The organism is Arthrobacter sp. TJ-178 (assembly GCF_058269275.1).
Genome location: NZ_JBZCNK010000005.1, coordinates 295,140 through 313,298, shown reverse-complemented (window position 1 = coordinate 313,298; position 18,159 = coordinate 295,140). Strand labels below are relative to the sequence as shown.

The window sequence follows — 18,159 nt, the reverse complement described above, 5'->3', positions numbered from 1 at the left end:
CGCCAGCCCGGAGGTCTTTTTGATGCCCCAACCTTAGACGGCTGCGGCAGCTGCCTTTGGAGTTCCGCGGCGGCCAAAGCGCTTGTCATAGCCGGCGGCGGCCAGGAAGGCGACGGCCAGCGAGATGACCAGGATCAGCATCAGTGCCAGCACATGGCCGCCGAGCCCCGTGTCAGTGCCCGACCCGAAGTACAGGACCGCGCGGACGGCGCCGGCGATGTGGTGCAGCGGCTCCCAGGGTGCAATGGCCCGGAAGAATCCGGGCAGGGCTTCCAGCGGCACCACGGCTCCCGATGACGGCAGGCCCATAAGCACCAGGTAGACCATCGAGACCAGCAGTCCGGCGTTGCCGAAGATCGTCAACAGCGCAACCACTGCTGCCGACACCGCGGACATGGCCAGCCAGCTGATGAGGAAGAGCGTTCCGCCGTTGGGCAGGGGAACGCCTGCGGCGGAGGCCACCCACATCACCACGGCGGCGGCCGGTGCTGCAGCGGTGACAAAGATTCCCCACTTGATCAGCAGGGTCTTCCACCGGGAGAGGCTCATCCGCCGGGACTCCAGGAAGGCCGGTCCCATCTCCAGCGGCGTCATCCCCAACCGCCCGTCCACGAGCACATTCACGCCGATGGACCCGGTGAGCCCCAGGACCAGGAGCAGGATCGCGTAGTAGAAGGAGCCCATGCCCAGTGCCGTGCCCTCCTCCACGGGATGGTACGTGGTGGAGTTGATCTGCAGGGGATCCTGCAGCAGGACGGCAGTGGACGCGCTGACGGTGGGCGCCAGCTGGTCTGCCAGGGCCGCAGGTGTTCCGGCCTGCTGCCGGGCAAGCTCTTTGGCGAAGGCTTCCGTGGCCGGGCCCGCCTTGGCTGCTGCAGCCTGCGTCTGGCGCGCCTGCTCATTCTGTGAAGCCGTCAGCTGCTGTTCCACTGCGGTGCGTGCCTGTGCCTCGGCGTCGCCTGCTGCAATGGTGAGCTGTGCACCTATGGACGTGCTGGCCTGCTCCAGGGCCGGCTCGACAATCCCCGAAGCCAGCCGTGCGGCCAGGGCACCGGCCAACGGATCGGTGTACACCGTGACGGTGGGCCGGGCAGTTGCCTCCTGCGTCAGGGCACCGGCAACCATGCCGGCGGCGTCAGAAGAGAAAGTTCCAGGGATGACGACGGCGGCATACACCTCTCCGTTTTCAAGCTGCTCCCGGGCTTCCTCCCAGGACAGCACCCGCACATCCAGTTCATCGCCCTCTGCGGCGCGGTCCGTAAACCCGTCAACGATCTCCTGGCCCAGGTTCTGCGGTGCAGCCCCTGCGGCTGTTGGTTCCGTGCCGGAGTCCTGGTTGGCAATCGCCACCGGGAAGTGCGTCAAATGCGCTGTTGGGTTAGCCAGGCCGCCCATGTACAGACCCGTGCCGATTGCAGCAAGCACGATGACCACAACCATGGGAAGAAGCCAGAACATCGGCGCTCTGTACGGCGAGGGTTGCCGTGGTGCCGGGCGGGCAGCGTGGCGGGGGCGGACGGGAGTAGACGTGGACATGCGGGCAAGATCCTTTGGGCAAGTTGGATACACTGGTGTATTGACTCCCTAAGACGATACACCCATGTATCGTGCGGAAATGCACCTGCAGGAAAGAGGATGACCATGGGCGCTGAGTCCGACGCCGGACCCTCCAGAAGATCGCGGACCGCCACCCGCAGCCGCCTGCTGTCCACCTCGGCGGAGGTGTTTGCCGAGAAGGGGATAGAAGCAGCCAGCGTCGAGGAGCTGTGTGCTGCGGCCGGCTTCACGCGGGGAGCGTTCTACAGCAACTTCGCCAGCAAGACCGATCTTGCGCTCGCCATGTATGAGGAGCACATCCGGCAGCTTGCGGAACGGCTGAACGGCCAGCTGGATCAGTGGCTGAACGCCGGCGGAGTGGAGCCGGCCGCCGTCGTCGAGCGCGTCCTCGAGGGGATGGCGGACTTTACGTCGGACACCGTATGGCATGCGGTGCGGCTGGAGCTGCTGCTGGCTGCCCGGAGGTCCGAGCAGGTGGCTGCCGTCGTCGACGGGCAGCGAAAGATGCTGGCCGATACCGTCACCGCAGCGCTGGTTCGGATTGCGGCCGCCCACAATGCCGTCTTTACGGTCGATCCCGCGGAACTGTCACGGGTGCTGCTTGCGGTTTACGGCGGCCTGCTGAACGAACAGATTGCCGGCGGCGGCGGCAGCCATCTTCCGCAGTTGAACCTTGTTGCCATGACGTGGCAGAGCCTCACTGCGCCCGGGCCGCTCCCGGCACCGTAACGGACCGGCAGCCATCGGCGGAAGAACGGGTGCTTAGGTAGACTGGGAAACGTGATTCCTCCTTCCAGCTCAGACCCCGTCTTCGTTTCCTTCGGCACCATCGACCTGCGCGGTCAGCATCTGACGCCGGCCGGACTCAAGCACGCGATGCCGCGCGCGGAGACCACCACGGACGTGGCTTCGGATGCGGCTGCCGCCATCATTGCCGATGTCCGCTCCCGCGGTTATGAAGCACTCGCTGAACTGGCCGCTCGTTTTGACCATGTGGAGCGGGACTGCCCGCTGGTTCCCCGTGCGGCACTGAAGGAAGCCCTGGAGCAGCTGGATCCCAAGATCCGCGCCGCCCTGGAGGAATCCATCCGGCGTGCCCGGCTCTTCGCTGAGGCCCAGCGCCCGCGGGACACCGACCTGCAGATCGGCCCCGGAGCCAGCGTCAGCCAGAAATGGCTTCCCGTTAACCGGGTGGGCCTCTACGTCCCCGGCGGACTGGCCGTGTACCCGTCCTCGGTGATCATGAACGTGATCCCTGCCCAGGCCGCCGGTGTTTCCTCGCTCGCCCTGGCTTCGCCGCCGCAGCGGTTCTTCGGCGGTTTGCCGCACCCGACCATTCTGGCAGCGGCTGAACTCCTGGGCATTGAAGAGGTGTACGCCATGGGCGGCGCCCAGGCGATTGCCGCCTTTGCCTACGGTGTTCCGGCCTCCGGCGATAACCCGGAACTGGAGCCGGTGGACGTGGTGACCGGGCCGGGCAACGTTTACGTGGCCACCGCCAAGCGCCTGGTCAAGGGAGTGGTGGGCATTGACGCCGAAGCCGGGCCCACGGAGATTGCCATCCTCGCCGATGGGGGTGCGGATGCCAGGCTGGTGGCCGCGGACCTTATCAGCCAGGCCGAACACGATCCCAATGCGGCCTCTGTCCTCGTTACCGATTCTCCGGATCTGGCGGAGCGGGTCCGGGAGGAACTGAGCCGCCAGGTTCCGGCAACCCGGCACAGCGGACGGGTGGCCACCGCACTTTCCGGTCCCCAGTCGGGAACCATCCTGGTGGATGACCTGGAGCAGGGCATTGCCGTCTGCAACGCCTACGGAGCCGAACACCTGGAAGTTCAAACCGCCAACGCTGCAGACATTGCTGCCCTCATCACGAGTGCCGGCGCCATCTTTGTCGGCAACTACAGCCCCGTCAGCCTCGGCGATTACTGCTCCGGATCCAACCACGTGCTGCCCACCGCCGGAACCGCTGCCTTCTCTTCGGGACTGAATGTCACCACCTTCATGCACGCTATACAGGTCATCAACTATGACCGCGCCGCACTGGAGGAAGTGAGCGGGCATGTTGTCGCCCTGTCACAGGCCGAGGACCTCCCGGCCCACGGCGACGCCGTATCGGTCCGTTTTTCCTCCTGACACTTGGAGCCGCAACCCCCACATGTAGTACCAGCAGGTACAACATGTGGGGGTTGCAATTGGTGCTGACCGGCCTGCGGCCCTAGAATGAGTGCGCAGCCGGCGCCGTGCCGGATGAACCGAGCTTCTCTGGGATGCAGCAGTCATCGCAGATGCTGTCCCGGGCCCTGAACGCCAGCGAAAGGACACCGGATGTATTGTCCGTTCTGCCGCAACGCTGATTCGCGCGTAGTGGACAGCCGCCTCGCCGACGACGGCTCCGCCATTCGCCGACGCCGCCAATGCCCCGACTGCGGGCGCCGTTTCAGCACCGTGGAGACCACCAGCCTGAGTGTCATCAAGCGCTCCGGAGTGGGGGAACCGTTCAGCCGCGGCAAGGTTATCAACGGCGTACGCAAGGCCTGCCAGGGCCGGCCGGTCAGCGAAGATGACCTGGCCATGCTGGCACAGGAAGTGGAGGAATCCATCCGTGCCAGCGGAGTGGCGGAGATTGACGCCCATGAGGTGGGTTTGGCCATCCTGAAGCCCCTCAAGAAGCTGGACCAGGTGGCTTACCTGCGGTTTGCGAGCGTCTACCAGGCGTTCGATTCACTGGAGGACTTTGAAGCAGCCATCGCGGTGCTGCGCGAGGACTCCCTGAATCCCCAGACCCGCACCGAGTCAGTGCAGCGGCCGCTCACTGCACGCTGAAGCGGCAGTCGGTCCCGGCAGCACGCTGCCACAGATTCACTTTGCACAGATTCGCTTGTACAGATTCGCTTGTACAGATAATGCGCCTATTCGGCCCTGAGAACCCCGTTATCTGTACAACCGATGACTGAGAACCCCGTTATCTGTACAACCGATGCGTGCGCACTCGGAATCCCCGGCACGGCATCAGCAGCTCCTCCGGCACGGCGAAGCGGCGGCAGGTAATCCTGCCGCCGCTTCGCGCTATGTTCCTGCCGGTGGGTCCGCAGGGCCTACTTGATGTAGTCGAAATGCAGGGCAGCCTGCAGGGCGGCGCCCACAATGCCGGCGTTGTTCTTCAGGTTGGCCGTGACCAGGGGAGTGCGCAGGTCAAGCAGCGGCAGGAAGTCCTCGCTGCGCTTGGAGATGCCGCCGCCCACAACAAAGAGGTCCGGGGAGAACAGGAACTCCACGTGGGAGAAGTACCGCTGCAGGCGCTGCGCGTATTCTTCCCAGCTGATGTTGTCGCGTTCACGGGCTGAGGCCGAGGCCCGCGTTTCCGCGTCCACACCGTCAATCTCCAGGTGGCCGAGCTCGGCGTTGGGCACAAGCTGGCCGTTGGAAATGAGCGCCGAACCGATGCCGGTGCCCAGCGTGATGATCAGGACGGTGCCGTCGACACCGCGGCCGGCACCGTAGCGCGCTTCGGCCATACCGGCAGCGTCGGCGTCGTTCATGACCTGCACTTCACGGTTCAGCGCGTTGGTGAGCAGGGCATCGACGTCCGTGTCCACCCAGCTCTTGTCCACGTTGGCAGCGGAACGGGCCACGCCGTGCTGGATGATCGCCGGGAACGTCACGCCGATCGGGACCTCGGTCCCGGGGCCGTCCGGACGGGAGGAGAGCTCGGCAACAATCTGGCCGACGACGCCGGCTACGGCTTCCGGGGTGGCCGGCTGCGGGGTGGGAATGCGGAAACGGTCACCGATCAGCTTGCCCTTGGCGAGGTCGACAATGCCGCCCTTGATGCCGGTGCCGCCAATATCAATGCCGATCACCGCGTTTGCCTCGCCGTGCTTGGTCTTGTGCTTCTTCGCCATGGTTCTCCAGGGGTAGGTCTGTCTCGTGTCGTGGACGCTGTTAAGGGAGGGTCAGAACTTCGGCGCCGGTATCCGTCACGAGCAGCGTGTGCTCAAACTGGGCGGTGCGTTTGCGGTCCTTGGTGAGGACTGTCCAATTGTCATCCCACATGTCCCACTCAATGGTGCCGAGAGTGAGCATAGGCTCAATGGTAAACACCATTCCCGGTTCAATGAGCCGGCTGTAGGCCGGCGCGGCGTCGTAGTGGGGAATGATGAGTCCGGTGTGGAAGGCTTCGCCCACTCCGTGGCCGGTGAAGTCACGGACCACGCCGTATCCGAACCGCTTGGCGTAGGACTCGATGGTCCGGCCGATGACGTTGATTTCCCGTCCCGGCATGACGGCCTTGATGGCCCGGCGCAGGGACTCCTGAGTGCGTTCCACCAGCAGCCGCGACTCTTCGTCCACGTCGCCCACCAGGAACGTCCAGTTGGTGTCACCGTGCACGCCGTTGATGTAGGCGGTGATGTCGATGTTGATGATGTCGCCGTCCTCGAGCACCGTGGTGTCCGGGATGCCGTGGCAGATGACCTCGTTGACGGAGGAGCACAGCGATTTGGGGAAGCCGCGGTAGCCCAGGGTGGAGGGGTACGCATGGTGGTCCAGCAGGAACTCGTGGCCTACCCGGTCCAGCTCATCGGTGGTGATGCCCGGAGCAATGTGCTTGCCGACTTCCACAATCGCCTGGGCGGCAATCTTGGACGCTGCACGGATCTTCTCGATGGTTTCAGGGGACTTGACCTCGGAACCGGTGAAGGGGGCCGGAGCTTCCTTATCAACGTACTCCGGACGCGGAATCGATGCCGGGACTTTGAGCCGGGGGCTCACGTTTCCCGGCGTCACGTGGCCAAGGGGTGCAGTGTCAACAGTGTGGGGCATACCATCGATCTTATCGCCGCGGGGCCCCTGCCCCGGTACGCGGACGGCCCGTCGGGGGACGCGCGGGCGTATTTGCGGAGCAGTTCCGCTGCTGGGATGTCCGCGGCGGGTAACAAGAGCACCATGATCAAGGAGACCGAATTATGGCCGAGTACTGGTTCAACGTTGTCACGCACGAGGTCGAAGAGGGGCCCCAGTCCGACTGGACCAAACTGCTGGGCCCGTACAAGACGCAGGAGGAGGCCCAGTCCGCGCTGCTGAAGGTCCAGCAGCGCAATGAGGCCTGGGACAAAGAAGATGAAGAAAACCGCAACTGGTAGCGCGAGCGCGGTCGGGGGCTAAAAGCTGTGCTCCGGGCCGGGAAAGGCGCCGCTGCGGACTTCATCCGCGTAGGTTCGGGCCGCATCTGCCAGCACCGACCGGACATCGGCGAACGCCTTGACGAATCGAGGCTGCTTGCCGCCGCGCAGGCCCGCCATGTCCTGCCACACGAGCACCTGGCCCGTGGTCGCATTGCCGGCGCCGATGCCGATGGTGGGAACGCCGACGGCGGCATCCACCTCGGCAGCCACATCGGCCGGAACCATTTCCATCAGGACGCAGAACGCACCCGCATCGGCCAGGGCCGCGGCGTCGTCGAGCACTGCACGGCGGGCATCGCCGCGGCCCTGCACCCGGTAGCCGCCCAGGGCGTGCTCGCTCTGCGGGGTGAAGCCCACATGCGCCATCACCGGAATGCCGGCCGCCGCGAGGGCCCGGACATGCGGGGCATAATGCGCCCCGCCTTCCATCTTCACGGCATGCACCAGACCTTCCTTGAGCAGCCTGATCGAGGATTCCACGGCCTGGGCCGGGGAGACTTCGTAGGAGCCGAAGGGCAGGTCGCAGACCACCAGGGCGCGCTGGGCTCCGGCGGTGACGGAGCGGGCAAAAACGATCATTTCATCAAGCGTGATCGGCAGGGTGGTGGCGTGGCCCATGACATTGTTGGCCGCTGAATCGCCCACCAGCAGCACTTCAATTCCTGCCTCGTCGAAGATGGCCGCGGTGTACTGGTCGTAGGCCGTGAGCATTGCAAAATGTGCCCCGGCGTCCTTGATCTGCTGCAGGTGCGGGATGCGGATCCGTCGCGGGCCCTCGGGATTGCCGGGACGCCCGGGAGCGGCGGAGGCGGAGGCATAGGGTGCGGGATGTTCGGCATCGGTCATTCCCCGAGCGTACTAAAAACGCGGACTGTTGCGGCTCCTGTCCCGGAAGCTCCTTCAGCCCGACGTAACGCACGGCCGTAACGCAGGGGCAGCTGCAGGCTCGGCGCGGTATTCGGCGCAGTGATGGGTAGAGTAAACGCAGGCTTGTAACACTGGGACGGCCCGGAGGATCCGGGTCCTCCCACCGTCCGGAAAGAGGTAGGGATGAACCGCCAGCAGGAATTCGTTTTGCGCACCATTGAAGAGCGAGACGTCCGGTTTGTGCGGTTGTGGTTTACCGATGTTGTGGGCACGCTGAAATCCGTGGCGCTGGCTCCGGCCGAGGTTGAAGGCGCGTTTGAAGAGGGCCTGGGCTTTGACGGCTCCTCCATTGAGGGGCTGGCCCGTGTCTTCGAATCCGACATGCTGGCACAGCCGGACCCGTCCACCTTCCAGATCCTGCCCTGGCGCGGAGAGTCTGAGCAGACTTCGCGCATGTTCTGCGACGTGCTCACTCCGGACGGACAGCCGTCTGCCGCGGATCCGCGGAACGTGCTCAAGCGCCAGTTGGCCAAGGCTGCGGACATGGGCTTCACCTGCTATACGCATCCGGAAATTGAGTTCTACCTGCTGAAGTCCGATGAGCTCGGACCCGACGGCGAACCGGTCCCCGTGGACCGTGCCGGTTACTTTGACCATGTTCCCGGCGGTGTGGCTCAGGACTTCCGCCGCACCGCGGTGTCCATGCTGGAGGCCGTGGGGATCTCCGTGGAGTTCAGCCACCATGAGGCCGGCCCGGGCCAGAACGAGATTGACCTGCGCTACGCGGATGCGCTGCAGACAGCGGACAACATCATGACCTTCCGCACGGTCGTCAAGGAAGTGGCGCTGACCACCAGCTGCTACGCCACGTTCATGCCCAAGCCGTTCTCCGACCACCCGGGCTCGGGCATGCACACCCACCTTTCCCTGTTCGAAGGGGACACCAACGCCTTCTTCGAGGCCGGTGCCCAGTACCAGCTGTCCCGCACCGCCCGGCAGTTCATCGCCGGTATCCTGCGCCACGCTCCGGAATTCACTGCGGTCACCAACCAGTTCGTGAACTCCTACAAGCGGCTCTGGGGCGGCGGGGAGGCTCCGAGCTATGTGTCCTGGGGCCACAACAACCGGTCCGCCCTCGTCCGCGTCCCCCTGTACAAGCCGGGCAAGGGCCAGTCCGCCCGCATTGAATACCGCGGCATCGACTCCGCCGCCAACCCCTACCTGTCCTATGCCGTCCTGCTCGGCGCGGGTCTGAAGGGCATCGAAGAAGGTTACGATCTGCCCGCCGGTGCCGAGGATGACATCGAGAGCCTCTCGGCGGCCGAACGCCGCGCCATGGGCCTGGATCCGCTGCCGGCGTCGCTGCATGATGCCGTGCGCGCCATGGAGGAATCCGAACTGGTGGCGGACATCCTGGGCGAGCAGGTCTTCGAGAACTTCCTGCGTAACAAGCGTGCCGAGTGGAACGAGTACCGCCAGCACGTCACGCAGTTTGAACTTAAGAAGAACCTGGGCATTCTTTAGTCCGGCCCCCCGAAGATCTGCGGTACCCAACGGCATGGAGGAATGAGCGATATGGAGGACCTCCGATGAGTCTCACCCGCCGGCTGATTGCCGCAGGCTTCACTGACCTGGAAAAGAGCAGCCGCTTCCTGCAGGCTCCGGAACTGGAGGGCCTGGACGAATCCGTGCTGTTCACCGGCTTCCTGCAGGCCGCGGACCCGGACCTGGCCCTGCAGTCACTGGTCCGGCTGCTGGACCGGGTTCCCTCACTGCGGGAACTGGTGGAAGGCGGCGAGGAGGAAAGCGAAGCACTGTTCCGGCTGCTTGGAGCCTCCGAGGCGCTCGCCGAGTTCCTCATGCGCCACCCGGAGGCAGCGGAAAGCCTGCGGTCTCCGCTGCGCGCGGAGCCCGCGGAGGTAGCCGGTGACATCCTGCGCGCCTCGCTGCTGGAATCCGTGAAGGCCGGCACCGGAGACGCCCCGGTGGCCGGCATCACCGGCACCGAAGCCTATGTGGCGCTTCGCTCCCGCTACCGCCGGCATCTGCTGGACCTGGCCGTGCGGGATCTGGGTGCAGCCTCGCCCACCGATGTGCTGCCCGCCGTCGGCCGTGAGCTCGCGGATCTTGCCGGTGCGGCGCTGGAAGCGGCGCTGGCGGTGTCACGTGCCGAATTGGCCGCCAGCTATCCGGCCGAGGACATTTCGCGTGTCCGGCTGGCCGTGATTGCCATGGGCAAATGCGGCGCCCGGGAGCTCAACTACATCTCCGACGTGGACGTCATCTACGTGATGGAAGCGCAGGACCTGGATGAAACCCCCGCCGCCCGGATCGGCACCGCGCTGGCGGCCGGTATCTCCCGGGCCATCAACGCATCCGCGCCCGAGCCCGGGTTGTGGGAAGTGGACACCAACCTCCGCCCGGAGGGCAAGGACGGGCCCCTGGTCCGCACCCTGGACTCACATCTGAGCTATTACTCGCGCTGGGCGCACATCTGGGAGTTCCAGGCATTGCTCAAGTCCCGCGCTGCAGCGGGGGACCCGGACCTGGGGCGGCGCTACGAGGAAGCAGTGGCCCCGCTCATCTGGTCCAGCACCGAGCGCGAAGGCTTCGTGGAAGCGGTGCAGGCGATGCGCCGCCGCGTCACGGACAACATTCCGGCCCACGAGGAGGCCCGGCAGCTCAAGCTCGGCAGCGGCGGGCTTCGCGACGTTGAATTCACCGTCCAGCTGCTGCAGCTGGTTCACGGACGCACCGATGAGTCCCTGCGCGTGCGCAGCACGACGGCGGCCATCGCCGCGCTGAGTGAGGGCGGCTACATCGGCCGTACCGACGCCGTGGACCTGGACGCCGCGTACCGTTACCTGCGCGTCCTGGAGCACCGCATCCAGCTGGTGCACATGCGGCGCACGCACCTCATGCCGGAGACCGAGCCGGCCCTGCGCGCCCTGGCCAAGGCCGCCGCCGGCTCCCTCGCCGTCGGCCGTCCCACCGCGGAGCGGCTCACCGACACCTGGCAGCGCACCAAGCGGCTGGTTCGCCGGCTGCACGAGAGCATTTTTTACCGTCCGCTGCTCAACACCGCTTCCAACCTCAGCGTGGACGAGGTGAAGCTCTCCCCGGCGGCCGCCCAGGCGCGGCTGGCGGCACTGGGATATGCCGATCCCAAGGGCGCCATGCGGCACATTGAGGCGCTTACCGCCGGGATCAGCCGCCGGGCCGCCCTGCAGCGCCAGCTGCTGCCGGTACTGCTGGGATGGCTGGCCGACGGCGTGGACCCCGACGCAGGCCTGCTGGGCTTCCGCCGGCTCAGTGAGTCGCTGGGGGAGACGCACTGGTACCTGGGCATGCTGCGCGACTCCTCGGCAGCGGGGGAGCGGCTGTGCTCGATTCTCTCCTCCAGCCGGTTCATCACGGACCTGCTGGAAGTCTCTCCGGAAGCCACTGCCTGGCTGGACACGGACAAAGACCTGGTCCCCATGAGCTTTGACGCACAGTGGCAGGAAATCCGGTCCAAAATGTCCCGCCATCCCAAGCCGCAGGAGGCCATGCGCCTGATCCGCCTGATCCGCCGGCGCGAAATGCTGCGGATTGCCCTCGCGGACAGCGCCGGGCTGCTCTCGCAGGAGGACGTGGGACTGGCGCTCGCCGACGCGGACCGGGCCGCCGTCCTGGGTGCGCTGCATGTCGCCGAGGGCGAGGTCTTCGGCGCGGAGGAAAGGCTCACCGAGATGCTGGTGGTGGCCATGGGCCGCCAGGGCGGACGCGAAATCGGCTACGGATCCGACGCCGACGTCCTCTACGTCCACCGTGCCCTTCCCGGCGCCGATCCGGGCGCCGCCCAGTCCCAGGCCGAACGCATTGTCGGGCAGCTCTCGGCGCTGCTGCAGCAGCCGTGCACCCCGGCCGTCCTGGCGGAAAAGGTGCTCATCCTGGATGCCGGACTCCGCCCCGAAGGCCGCAACGGGCCGCTGGTCCGCAGCCTGGGGTCCTACCGGGAGTATTACAGCCGGTGGTCGCTGATCTGGGAGGCGCAGGCACTGCTCCGTGCCCGCCCCATGGCCGGCAGCGATGATCTGGCAGCGGACTTCATTGACCTGATCAACCCCATCCGTTACTCCGCCGGGGTCACCGAGCACGACGTGGTGGAAATCCGGCGGATCAAGGCACGCGTGGAAAACGAACGCCTTCCCCGCGGCGCCGATCCCTCACGCCAGCTCAAGCTGGGCAGGGGTGCGCTCAGCGACGTGGAGTGGCTGGTGCAGCTGCTCCAGCTTGAGCACGCCGGCAAGCATCCCCAGCTGCGGACCACATCCACCCTGCCGGCGCTCGACGCCCTGGCCGCAGCGGCCCTGATTCCGGAGGCGGATGCCGCCATTCTGCGTGAAGCCTGGCTCCTGGCCAGCAGGATCCGCAGCGCCAACGTCATCCGGGGCGGACGCAACGCAGACGTGTTGCCTTCCTCACGCCGGGAGCTGGAGGCAGTGGCCCGATGGTGCGGTTACGGGTCCGGCCAGGGCGGCGTGCTGGAGGAGGATTACCTGCGGATTACCCGCCGTTCGCGGGCTGTTTTCGAGCGCTGGTTCTACGGATACGGCTCTCACTGACCCCTCGGGTGAAGCCCGGAGGCCGCTCGGCTGAGCCTGCCCCTGCGGCCTCCCGGTTAGTTCCTGAGCCTCGCGCTGGGTAGTCTCTATGAGGCATTATCGGCATTTTTGTGCCGTTCCGGAACATCTAGGAGACGTTTTTACCTTGCATACAGGCAATCGGGTCCGTCGAGGCCCGGCCAAACTCGCTGCCCCGTTCATAGCGGCGACCGCGGCCATCGCACTGCTCCTTGGCGTCCCCGCAACGGGGGCCAGCGCCGCGGAAACTCCCAATGCGGCCGAGGGCCAGAGTTTCTCCGTCGGCACGGACACCACCTTTGCCCCCTTCGAGTTCCGCCAGGACGGCGAACTTGTGGGTATTGACATGGATCTCCTGAACTCCATTGCCGAGGAAGAGGACTTCACCGTTGATATCCGCTCCCTGGGCTTTGACGCGGCGCTCCAGGCACTGCAGTCCAACCAGGTTGACGGTGTCATTGCCGGCATGTCCATCACCGAGGAACGCCAGAAGACCTTTGACTTCTCGGATCCGTACTTCGAGTCCGGCATCCAGATGGCCGTCGCCGAGAACGACGACGAGATCAGCAGTTACGAAGACCTGGCCGGAAAGCGCGTGGCCGTCAAGACCGGCACCGAGGGCCAAACCTTCGCCGAGTCCATCAAGGACCAGTACGGATTCAGCGTGGTGGCCTTTGCCCAGTCCGCCCAGATGTACGACGACGTAAAGTCCGGCGGCTCCGTGGCAGTCTTCGACGACTACCCCGTGCTCGCGTACGGGGTGAAGTCCGGCAACGGCCTCAAGACCGTCACGGAAAAGGAAGCCGGTTCCTCCTACGGCTTCGCCGTGAACAAGGGCACCAACCCCGAGCTGCTGGCCGCCTTCAACTCCGGCCTGGCCGAGCTGAAGGCCAGCGGCGAGTACGACGAGATCCTGGACCGCTACCTGGAAGCCGGAGCCGAAGATTCCAGCTTCTGGTCCCTGGTCACCGACAACGCCCCGGCCTTTGCCAAGGGCATGGGCCTGACCCTGCTGGCCACCGCCCTGTCCCTGGTCTTCGCGCTGGTGCTTGGTGTGCTGTTCGGCTTCTTCAAGGTCAGCTCCAACATAGTGCTGCGAGGCATCGCCACCACCTACGTGGCGATCTTCCGCGGCACCCCGGTACTGGTCCAGGCATTCTTCTTCTACTTCGGCCTGCCGCAGCTGATCGGACACCCGGTGGACGTCCTGACCGCGGGCGTGCTGACGCTGTCACTGAACGCCGGTGCCTACATGACTGAAATTGTCCGCGGCGGCATCCAGTCGGTGGACCCGGGCCAGATGGAGGCTGCACGCAGCCTGGGCCTTGGCTACGGCAAGACCATGCAGAAGGTCATCATTCCGCAGGCCGTGAAGATCATGACGCCCTCCTTCATCAACCAATTCGTGATCACCCTGAAGGACACATCGCTGCTGGCCGTGATCGGCTTTGCCGAACTCACCTACCAGGCACAGCAGATCTACGCCGTGAACTTCCGCACCGCAGAGGTGCTGTTGATCGTGGGTGCCCTGTACTTCATCGTCATCACGCTGCTGACCAAGCTGGCAGATGTCCTGGATAAGAGGTTTAACAAGTGAGCAAAATCGAAACCCGCGGACTGCGCAAGTCCTACGGCACCAATGAGGTCCTCAAGGGCCTGGACGTTTCCATTGCCGAAGGCGAGGTTGTCTGTGTCATTGGACCCTCCGGCTCGGGCAAGTCAACCTTCCTGCGCTGCCTGAACAAGCTCGAAGACATCAGCGGCGGCGAAGTGGTGGTTAACGGGGCCAGCCTGACCGATCCCAAGGTGGACCTGAACAAGGTCCGCCAGAACATCGGCATGGTGTTCCAGCACTTCAATCTGTTCCCGCACATGAGCGTGCTGCAGAATGTCATGCTGGCACCGCTGGAACTGAAGAAGGGTTCCAAGGCGGAGGTGCGGGCAAACGCGCTGCGCCTCCTGGAGCAGGTGGGTCTGGCGGACAAGGCCGACGCCCGCCCGGCGCAGCTTTCCGGCGGCCAGAAGCAGCGCGTGGCCATTGCCCGTGCCCTGGCGATGGCCCCGGACATCATGCTTTTCGATGAGGCTACGTCCGCCCTCGACCCGGAAATGGTGGGCGAGGTCCTGCAGGTCATCCGCGACCTGGCCAAGGCCGGCATGACCATGGTGGTGGTGACCCACGAAATGGGCTTTGCCCGCGAAGTGGCAGACCGTGTGATCTTCATGGCCGACGGCCACATTGTGGAAGAAGGCGAACCCGAGTCGTTCTTCTCCTCACCCAAGCATCCCCGGCTGCAGGATTTCCTGGCCAAGGTGCTCTAACGCTCCACAGCACTGCGGCGCCGCACCGGCGCCGCAACGACGACGGCGGCCGTTCCCATGGCGGGGACGGCCGCCGTCGTCGTTGCAGGTCCGGGTGCGGGTGAGCAAACCCACGTTGAGGTCGCGGCCGAAGGCACCTACAGTTAAAGGAGCAGGACTCACAGGCACGTCGGCCCAAGCCGACCACAAGCCCCCCTGCACTGCAGCGGTTGCGCTGCACATCAAAGACTGCACTGCAGCAGCCGCACTGCCTTCCCGGCAGGAGCAGGAACCGCATTCCCATTCCGGCGCAGAGCCGCCATGTCCGCGTGCCTTCGCCGCCGACCGGGAATGCCGCCACAATCGATTGGAGAATTGTTAATGTTGAAGCGTGCCACCACGACCCGGCGCAGGACAGGGTCAGCCGTATCGAGGCAAATGACAGCCATAGCAGTGGGCTGTGCCCTCATTGCCGGAGGTGTATCGGCTGCGGAGATCAGCATGCTGAACAACTCCCGTGCCGACACCTCCGTCAGCACACAGTTCGTTCCCTAACCCGCAGCAAGAGCTGTGGACGGAGGACTCCGGTTTGCGCTGCATCGGATACGTTTGGTTTGACGACCTGTCCGTTAGCGCAGCGGCAACCGCCGCCTTCCTCACCTGGAGACTCCCATGACAACGCCACTGCCCGGCTGGTATCAGGATCCTGCCCAACCAAACCGGCAGAAGTGGTGGGACGGCACGGCGTGGACGAATTACACGCTGCCGTTGGCAGAGCAAACACAGGCTGAACCAGCCGAGCAGTCAGCGGGGAACTCCATTCCGGATACAACCGGAACGGACGTTGATGATGTTCCCGGCCACGTGCCGCTTGCCCCGCTGTCCATCCCTGATTCCACCGGCCGGGAGGGCGGCTCCGTCCCCGGTCCGGGCAATGCGCAGGGCTACCCGGGGTACCAGCAGGGCCAGCACGGCGCTCAGGGTTATGCGCAGCAATACCCGGGGTCGGCGCCGGCGTATCCCGCTTACCCCGGATATCCGGGCTTCCCCGGCAACCAGATGCTGAGGTCCAACCCCCTAGCCCTGACCGGATTCATCCTCGGGCTTGTCAGCATCCTTCTTTTCTTCATTCCCCTTTTCGGCACGGCCGTCTGCCTGGCCGCTGTCGTGTTCTCCGCCGTCGGGCTGGCCAAGCAAAGAGGCCGTGCGCCCAGGTACAAAGCTTTCGGCATCATCGGCCTGGTTCTGGGCATCCTTTTCTCCCTGTTGTCGTTGGCGCTGACAATTGCGATCTTTGCCAGCCCGTACTACTACTGACAGCTTCCGGGACGCAAAGAGCCCGCATACCCTGCCGGAAGGCGGGGCATACGGGCTCTTTTGCTCGTCTGCGGGAAATCCCGCTTCCGGAGCTAGGGCTTAGCAGCCGTAGTAGAGCTCGAACTCGTAGGGGTTCGGGCGCATCGCCAGGGGCAGGATTTCGTATTCGCGCTTGTACTCGATCCAGCTCTCGATCATGTCCTGGGTGAACACGCCGCCGGCCTGCAGGAACTCATTGTCGTTCTCCAGGGCAACCAGCGCCTCCTCGAGGGAGCCGGGAGCCTTCTGGATGTCCTTGGCCTCTTCGGGCGGCAGCTCGTAGAGGTCCTTATCGATCGGGTCCGCCGGCTCAATGCGGTTCTTGATGCCGTCCAGACCGGCCATCAGCTGCGCAGCGAAGGCCAGGTACGGGTTGGAGGAGGGGTCAGGGGCACGGAACTCGAGGCGCTTGGCCTTCGGGTTGGAACCGGTAATCGGGATGCGGATAGCAGCCGAACGGTTGCCCTGCGAGTAGACCATGTTCACGGGAGCTTCAAAGCCCTTGACCAGGCGGCGGTAGGAGTTGACCGTCGGGTTGGTGAAGGCCAGGACAGCGGAGGCGTGCTTGAGCAGGCCGCCGATGTACCAGCGTGCAACGTCGGACAGGCCGGCGTAGCCCTTCTCGTCGTAGAACAGGGGAGTGGAGCCGTTCCACAGCGACTGGTGGCAGTGCATGCCTGAACCATTGTCGCCGAAAATCGGCTTCGGCATGAAGGTGGCGGACTTGCCCCAGGCATCAGCCACGTTCTTCACGATGTACTTGAACTTCTGCAGGTCATCCGCTGCATGGGTCAGGGTGGTGAACTTGTAGTTGATCTCGGCCTGGCCTGCACCGCCTACTTCGTGGTGGGCGCGTTCGACCTCGAGGCCCGCATTGTCCAGCTCCACGCTGATGGCGTCGCGCAGGTCAGCCTGTTTGTCCACCGGAGCCACGGGGAAGTAGCCGCCCTTGTAAGGGGTCTTGTTGCCGAGGTTTCCGCCCTCTTCTTCGCGGCCGCTGTTCCACGGGGCTTCGATCGAGTCGACCTTGTAGAAGCTGCCCTTGGGGAAGGACTCGTATTGGACGTTGTCGAAGATGTAGAACTCAGCCTCAGAACCAAAGAAGGCCGTGTCTGCGATGCCGGTGGAGGCCAGGTAGGCTTCTGCCCGCTCGGCCACGCCGCGGGGATCGCGGTGGTACGGCTCGCCGGTGCGCGGGTTCACGATGGAGAAGTTCAGAGCCAGCGTCTTCTCGATGCGGAAAGGATCGATGAACGCCGTGGTGACGTCAGGGATCAGCTGCATGTCCGATTCGGCGATGCCCTGGAAGCCGCGGATGGATGATCCGTCGAACAGTTGACCGTTGACGAAGAAATCGGCATCTACGGTTTTGGCCGGTACGTTGAAGTGCTGCTGCACTCCGGGAACGTCGGTGAATCGGATGTCGACGAACTTCACATCTTCGTCAGCGATGAACTTGAGGACTTCGTCCGCAGTTTTGAACATCGGTACTTTGCTCCTTATACACGATTTGATTGGATGACTCCGGACTGCACAGCCCCGGCCGCAGAGCCGGAAACAGCTCCCCGTCAACTCCTTAGAACTGTAGGGCCAGCTAATTTCTCATCCGTGTCGGCCGTGTTTCAGGTAAGTTACGCAACCCGAAGTCTCTCCTCTACCCTAGCGTGAACACTGCCACAGAGGGGCATTGCCGGCCCAAGCGGAGGCTTTCCGGAAGCCGGGTAGTCTTAAACGGTGGTTGACAGAAGAAGCTTAGGTTCGTGGCTGGAAGGCCCTCCCTCCGACGAGAATTCCTGGCCGGGCAAGCGCCTGGGCCGGCCCAAGACGGGTCCCGGCAGCATAGGACGAGTGGGTCCGCGCCTCGGAGCCATCATTATTGACTGGGCCATTGCCTCAGTGATTGGTTATGCGTTTTTTGACGGCTCGTCCGCTGCCGTCCTTGCCATTTTCGCCGTTGAGCAGATTGTGCTCGTTTCCCTATTGGGCTACGGCATTGGACACCGGGTCTTCAGCCTGCAGGTCCAAAAGCTGGACGGCAGCCCCGCAGGCCCGCTGGCCGCCGTCGTCCGCACGCTGCTGCTGTGCGTGGTGATACCAGCCGTCGTTTTCGACGAGGACCAGCGCGGGCTGCATGACCGCGCCATGGGCACCGTCCTGGTGAAGGTCAAGCACTAGCATCATCAAACACTGAAAACAGGCTGTCCGCGGTTAAACCATGAAGGGCCCCTCCGATGGAGGGGCCCTTCATGTGTTGGACACCGTGTGTC

At 64.7% G+C, this 18,159-nt stretch carries 15 protein-coding genes; 10 read left to right on the top strand and 5 right to left on the bottom strand.

The window, feature by feature from the left end; genetic code table 11:
* Window positions 1–33 precede the first annotated feature (33 nt).
* Window positions 34–1,458 (bottom strand): YhgE/Pip domain-containing protein, encoded by a 1,425-nt coding sequence (locus AC4D2Q_RS15145; RefSeq protein WP_490947309.1) that lies wholly within the window; start codon window positions 1,456–1,458, stop codon window positions 34–36.
* Between the two features lie 177 nt (window positions 1,459–1,635).
* On the opposite strand from AC4D2Q_RS15145, the gene AC4D2Q_RS15140 reads away from it, so the two are divergent.
* The 3 genes from AC4D2Q_RS15140 (at window position 1,636) to nrdR (ending at window position 4,383) form a co-directional block, all read left to right on the top strand.
* A complete protein-coding gene (locus AC4D2Q_RS15140) occupies window positions 1,636–2,286 on the top strand; it encodes a TetR/AcrR family transcriptional regulator (protein WP_490947308.1) in 651 nt (216 codons plus the stop codon).
* Window positions 2,287–2,337: 51 nt separating this feature from the next.
* Window positions 2,338–3,693: a histidinol dehydrogenase gene (hisD, locus tag AC4D2Q_RS15135; RefSeq protein ID WP_490947307.1), complete on the top strand. Its 1,356-nt coding sequence runs from the start codon at window positions 2,338–2,340 to the stop codon at window positions 3,691–3,693.
* 192 nt (window positions 3,694–3,885) lie between these two features.
* Entirely contained in the window at window positions 3,886–4,383 is a 498-nt protein-coding gene (gene nrdR, locus AC4D2Q_RS15130; protein ID WP_490924963.1) for a transcriptional regulator NrdR, read from the top strand.
* A 272-nt stretch (window positions 4,384–4,655) separates the two neighbouring features.
* Here the strand turns inward: nrdR and ppgK are convergent, their stop codons facing one another.
* Window positions 4,656–5,462, bottom strand: a complete 807-nt coding sequence (gene ppgK, locus AC4D2Q_RS15125; protein ID WP_490947306.1) for a polyphosphate--glucose phosphotransferase — start codon at window positions 5,460–5,462, stop codon at window positions 4,656–4,658.
* Window positions 5,463–5,502: 40 nt separating this feature from the next.
* Window positions 5,503–6,381, bottom strand: coding sequence for a type I methionyl aminopeptidase (gene map / locus AC4D2Q_RS15120; RefSeq protein ID WP_490947305.1), 879 nt, complete (start codon window positions 6,379–6,381; stop codon window positions 5,503–5,505).
* 143 nt (window positions 6,382–6,524) lie between these two features.
* Between map and AC4D2Q_RS15115 the strand changes: the two genes are divergently transcribed.
* On the top strand, window positions 6,525–6,701 hold the full coding sequence (locus AC4D2Q_RS15115; protein WP_490924966.1) for an SPOR domain-containing protein: 177 nt from the start codon (window positions 6,525–6,527) through the stop codon (window positions 6,699–6,701).
* Between the two features lie 18 nt (window positions 6,702–6,719).
* Here AC4D2Q_RS15115 and panB read toward each other — a convergent pair whose 3' ends face one another.
* Window positions 6,720–7,589 carry a 3-methyl-2-oxobutanoate hydroxymethyltransferase gene (gene panB / locus AC4D2Q_RS15110; RefSeq protein ID WP_490924967.1) on the bottom strand — a complete coding sequence of 290 codons (870 nt, stop codon included), beginning with the start codon at window positions 7,587–7,589 and terminating at the stop codon, window positions 6,720–6,722.
* A gap of 204 nt (window positions 7,590–7,793) precedes the next feature.
* Between panB and glnA (AC4D2Q_RS15105) the strand changes: the two genes are divergently transcribed.
* The 5 genes from glnA (AC4D2Q_RS15105) to AC4D2Q_RS15085 all read left to right on the top strand — a co-directional run bounded on the left by glnA (AC4D2Q_RS15105) (window position 7,794) and on the right by AC4D2Q_RS15085 (window position 15,853).
* A complete protein-coding gene (glnA, locus tag AC4D2Q_RS15105; RefSeq protein WP_490924968.1) occupies window positions 7,794–9,134 on the top strand; it encodes a type I glutamate--ammonia ligase in 1,341 nt (446 codons plus the stop codon).
* Window positions 9,135–9,199: 65 nt separating this feature from the next.
* Window positions 9,200–12,217 carry a bifunctional [glutamine synthetase] adenylyltransferase/[glutamine synthetase]-adenylyl-L-tyrosine phosphorylase gene (locus tag AC4D2Q_RS15100; protein ID WP_490947304.1) on the top strand — a complete coding sequence of 1,006 codons (3,018 nt, stop codon included), beginning with the start codon at window positions 9,200–9,202 and terminating at the stop codon, window positions 12,215–12,217.
* Between the two features lie 145 nt (window positions 12,218–12,362).
* On the top strand, window positions 12,363–13,832 hold the full coding sequence (locus AC4D2Q_RS15095) for an amino acid ABC transporter substrate-binding protein/permease (protein ID WP_490924970.1): 1,470 nt from the start codon (window positions 12,363–12,365) through the stop codon (window positions 13,830–13,832).
* Window positions 13,829–14,557 (top strand): amino acid ABC transporter ATP-binding protein, encoded by a 729-nt coding sequence (locus AC4D2Q_RS15090; protein ID WP_490947303.1) that lies wholly within the window; start codon window positions 13,829–13,831, stop codon window positions 14,555–14,557. The genes AC4D2Q_RS15095 and AC4D2Q_RS15090 overlap by 4 nt, the downstream gene beginning before the upstream one ends.
* Window positions 14,558–15,208: 651 nt before the next feature.
* Window positions 15,209–15,853: a DUF2510 domain-containing protein gene (locus AC4D2Q_RS15085; RefSeq protein WP_490947302.1), complete on the top strand. Its 645-nt coding sequence runs from the start codon at window positions 15,209–15,211 to the stop codon at window positions 15,851–15,853.
* 99 nt (window positions 15,854–15,952) lie between these two features.
* On the opposite strand, the gene glnA (AC4D2Q_RS15080) is transcribed toward AC4D2Q_RS15085, so the two are convergent.
* The gene (gene glnA, locus AC4D2Q_RS15080; protein ID WP_490947301.1) at window positions 15,953–17,377 is read right to left on the bottom strand and encodes a type I glutamate--ammonia ligase; all 1,425 of its coding nucleotides are present in this window, start codon (window positions 17,375–17,377) and stop codon (window positions 15,953–15,955) included.
* A gap of 249 nt (window positions 17,378–17,626) precedes the next feature.
* On the opposite strand from glnA (AC4D2Q_RS15080), the gene AC4D2Q_RS15075 reads away from it, so the two are divergent.
* Entirely contained in the window at window positions 17,627–18,067 is a 441-nt protein-coding gene (locus tag AC4D2Q_RS15075; protein ID WP_490947300.1) for an RDD family protein, read from the top strand.
* The last annotated feature ends 92 nt before the right edge of the window (window positions 18,068–18,159 follow it).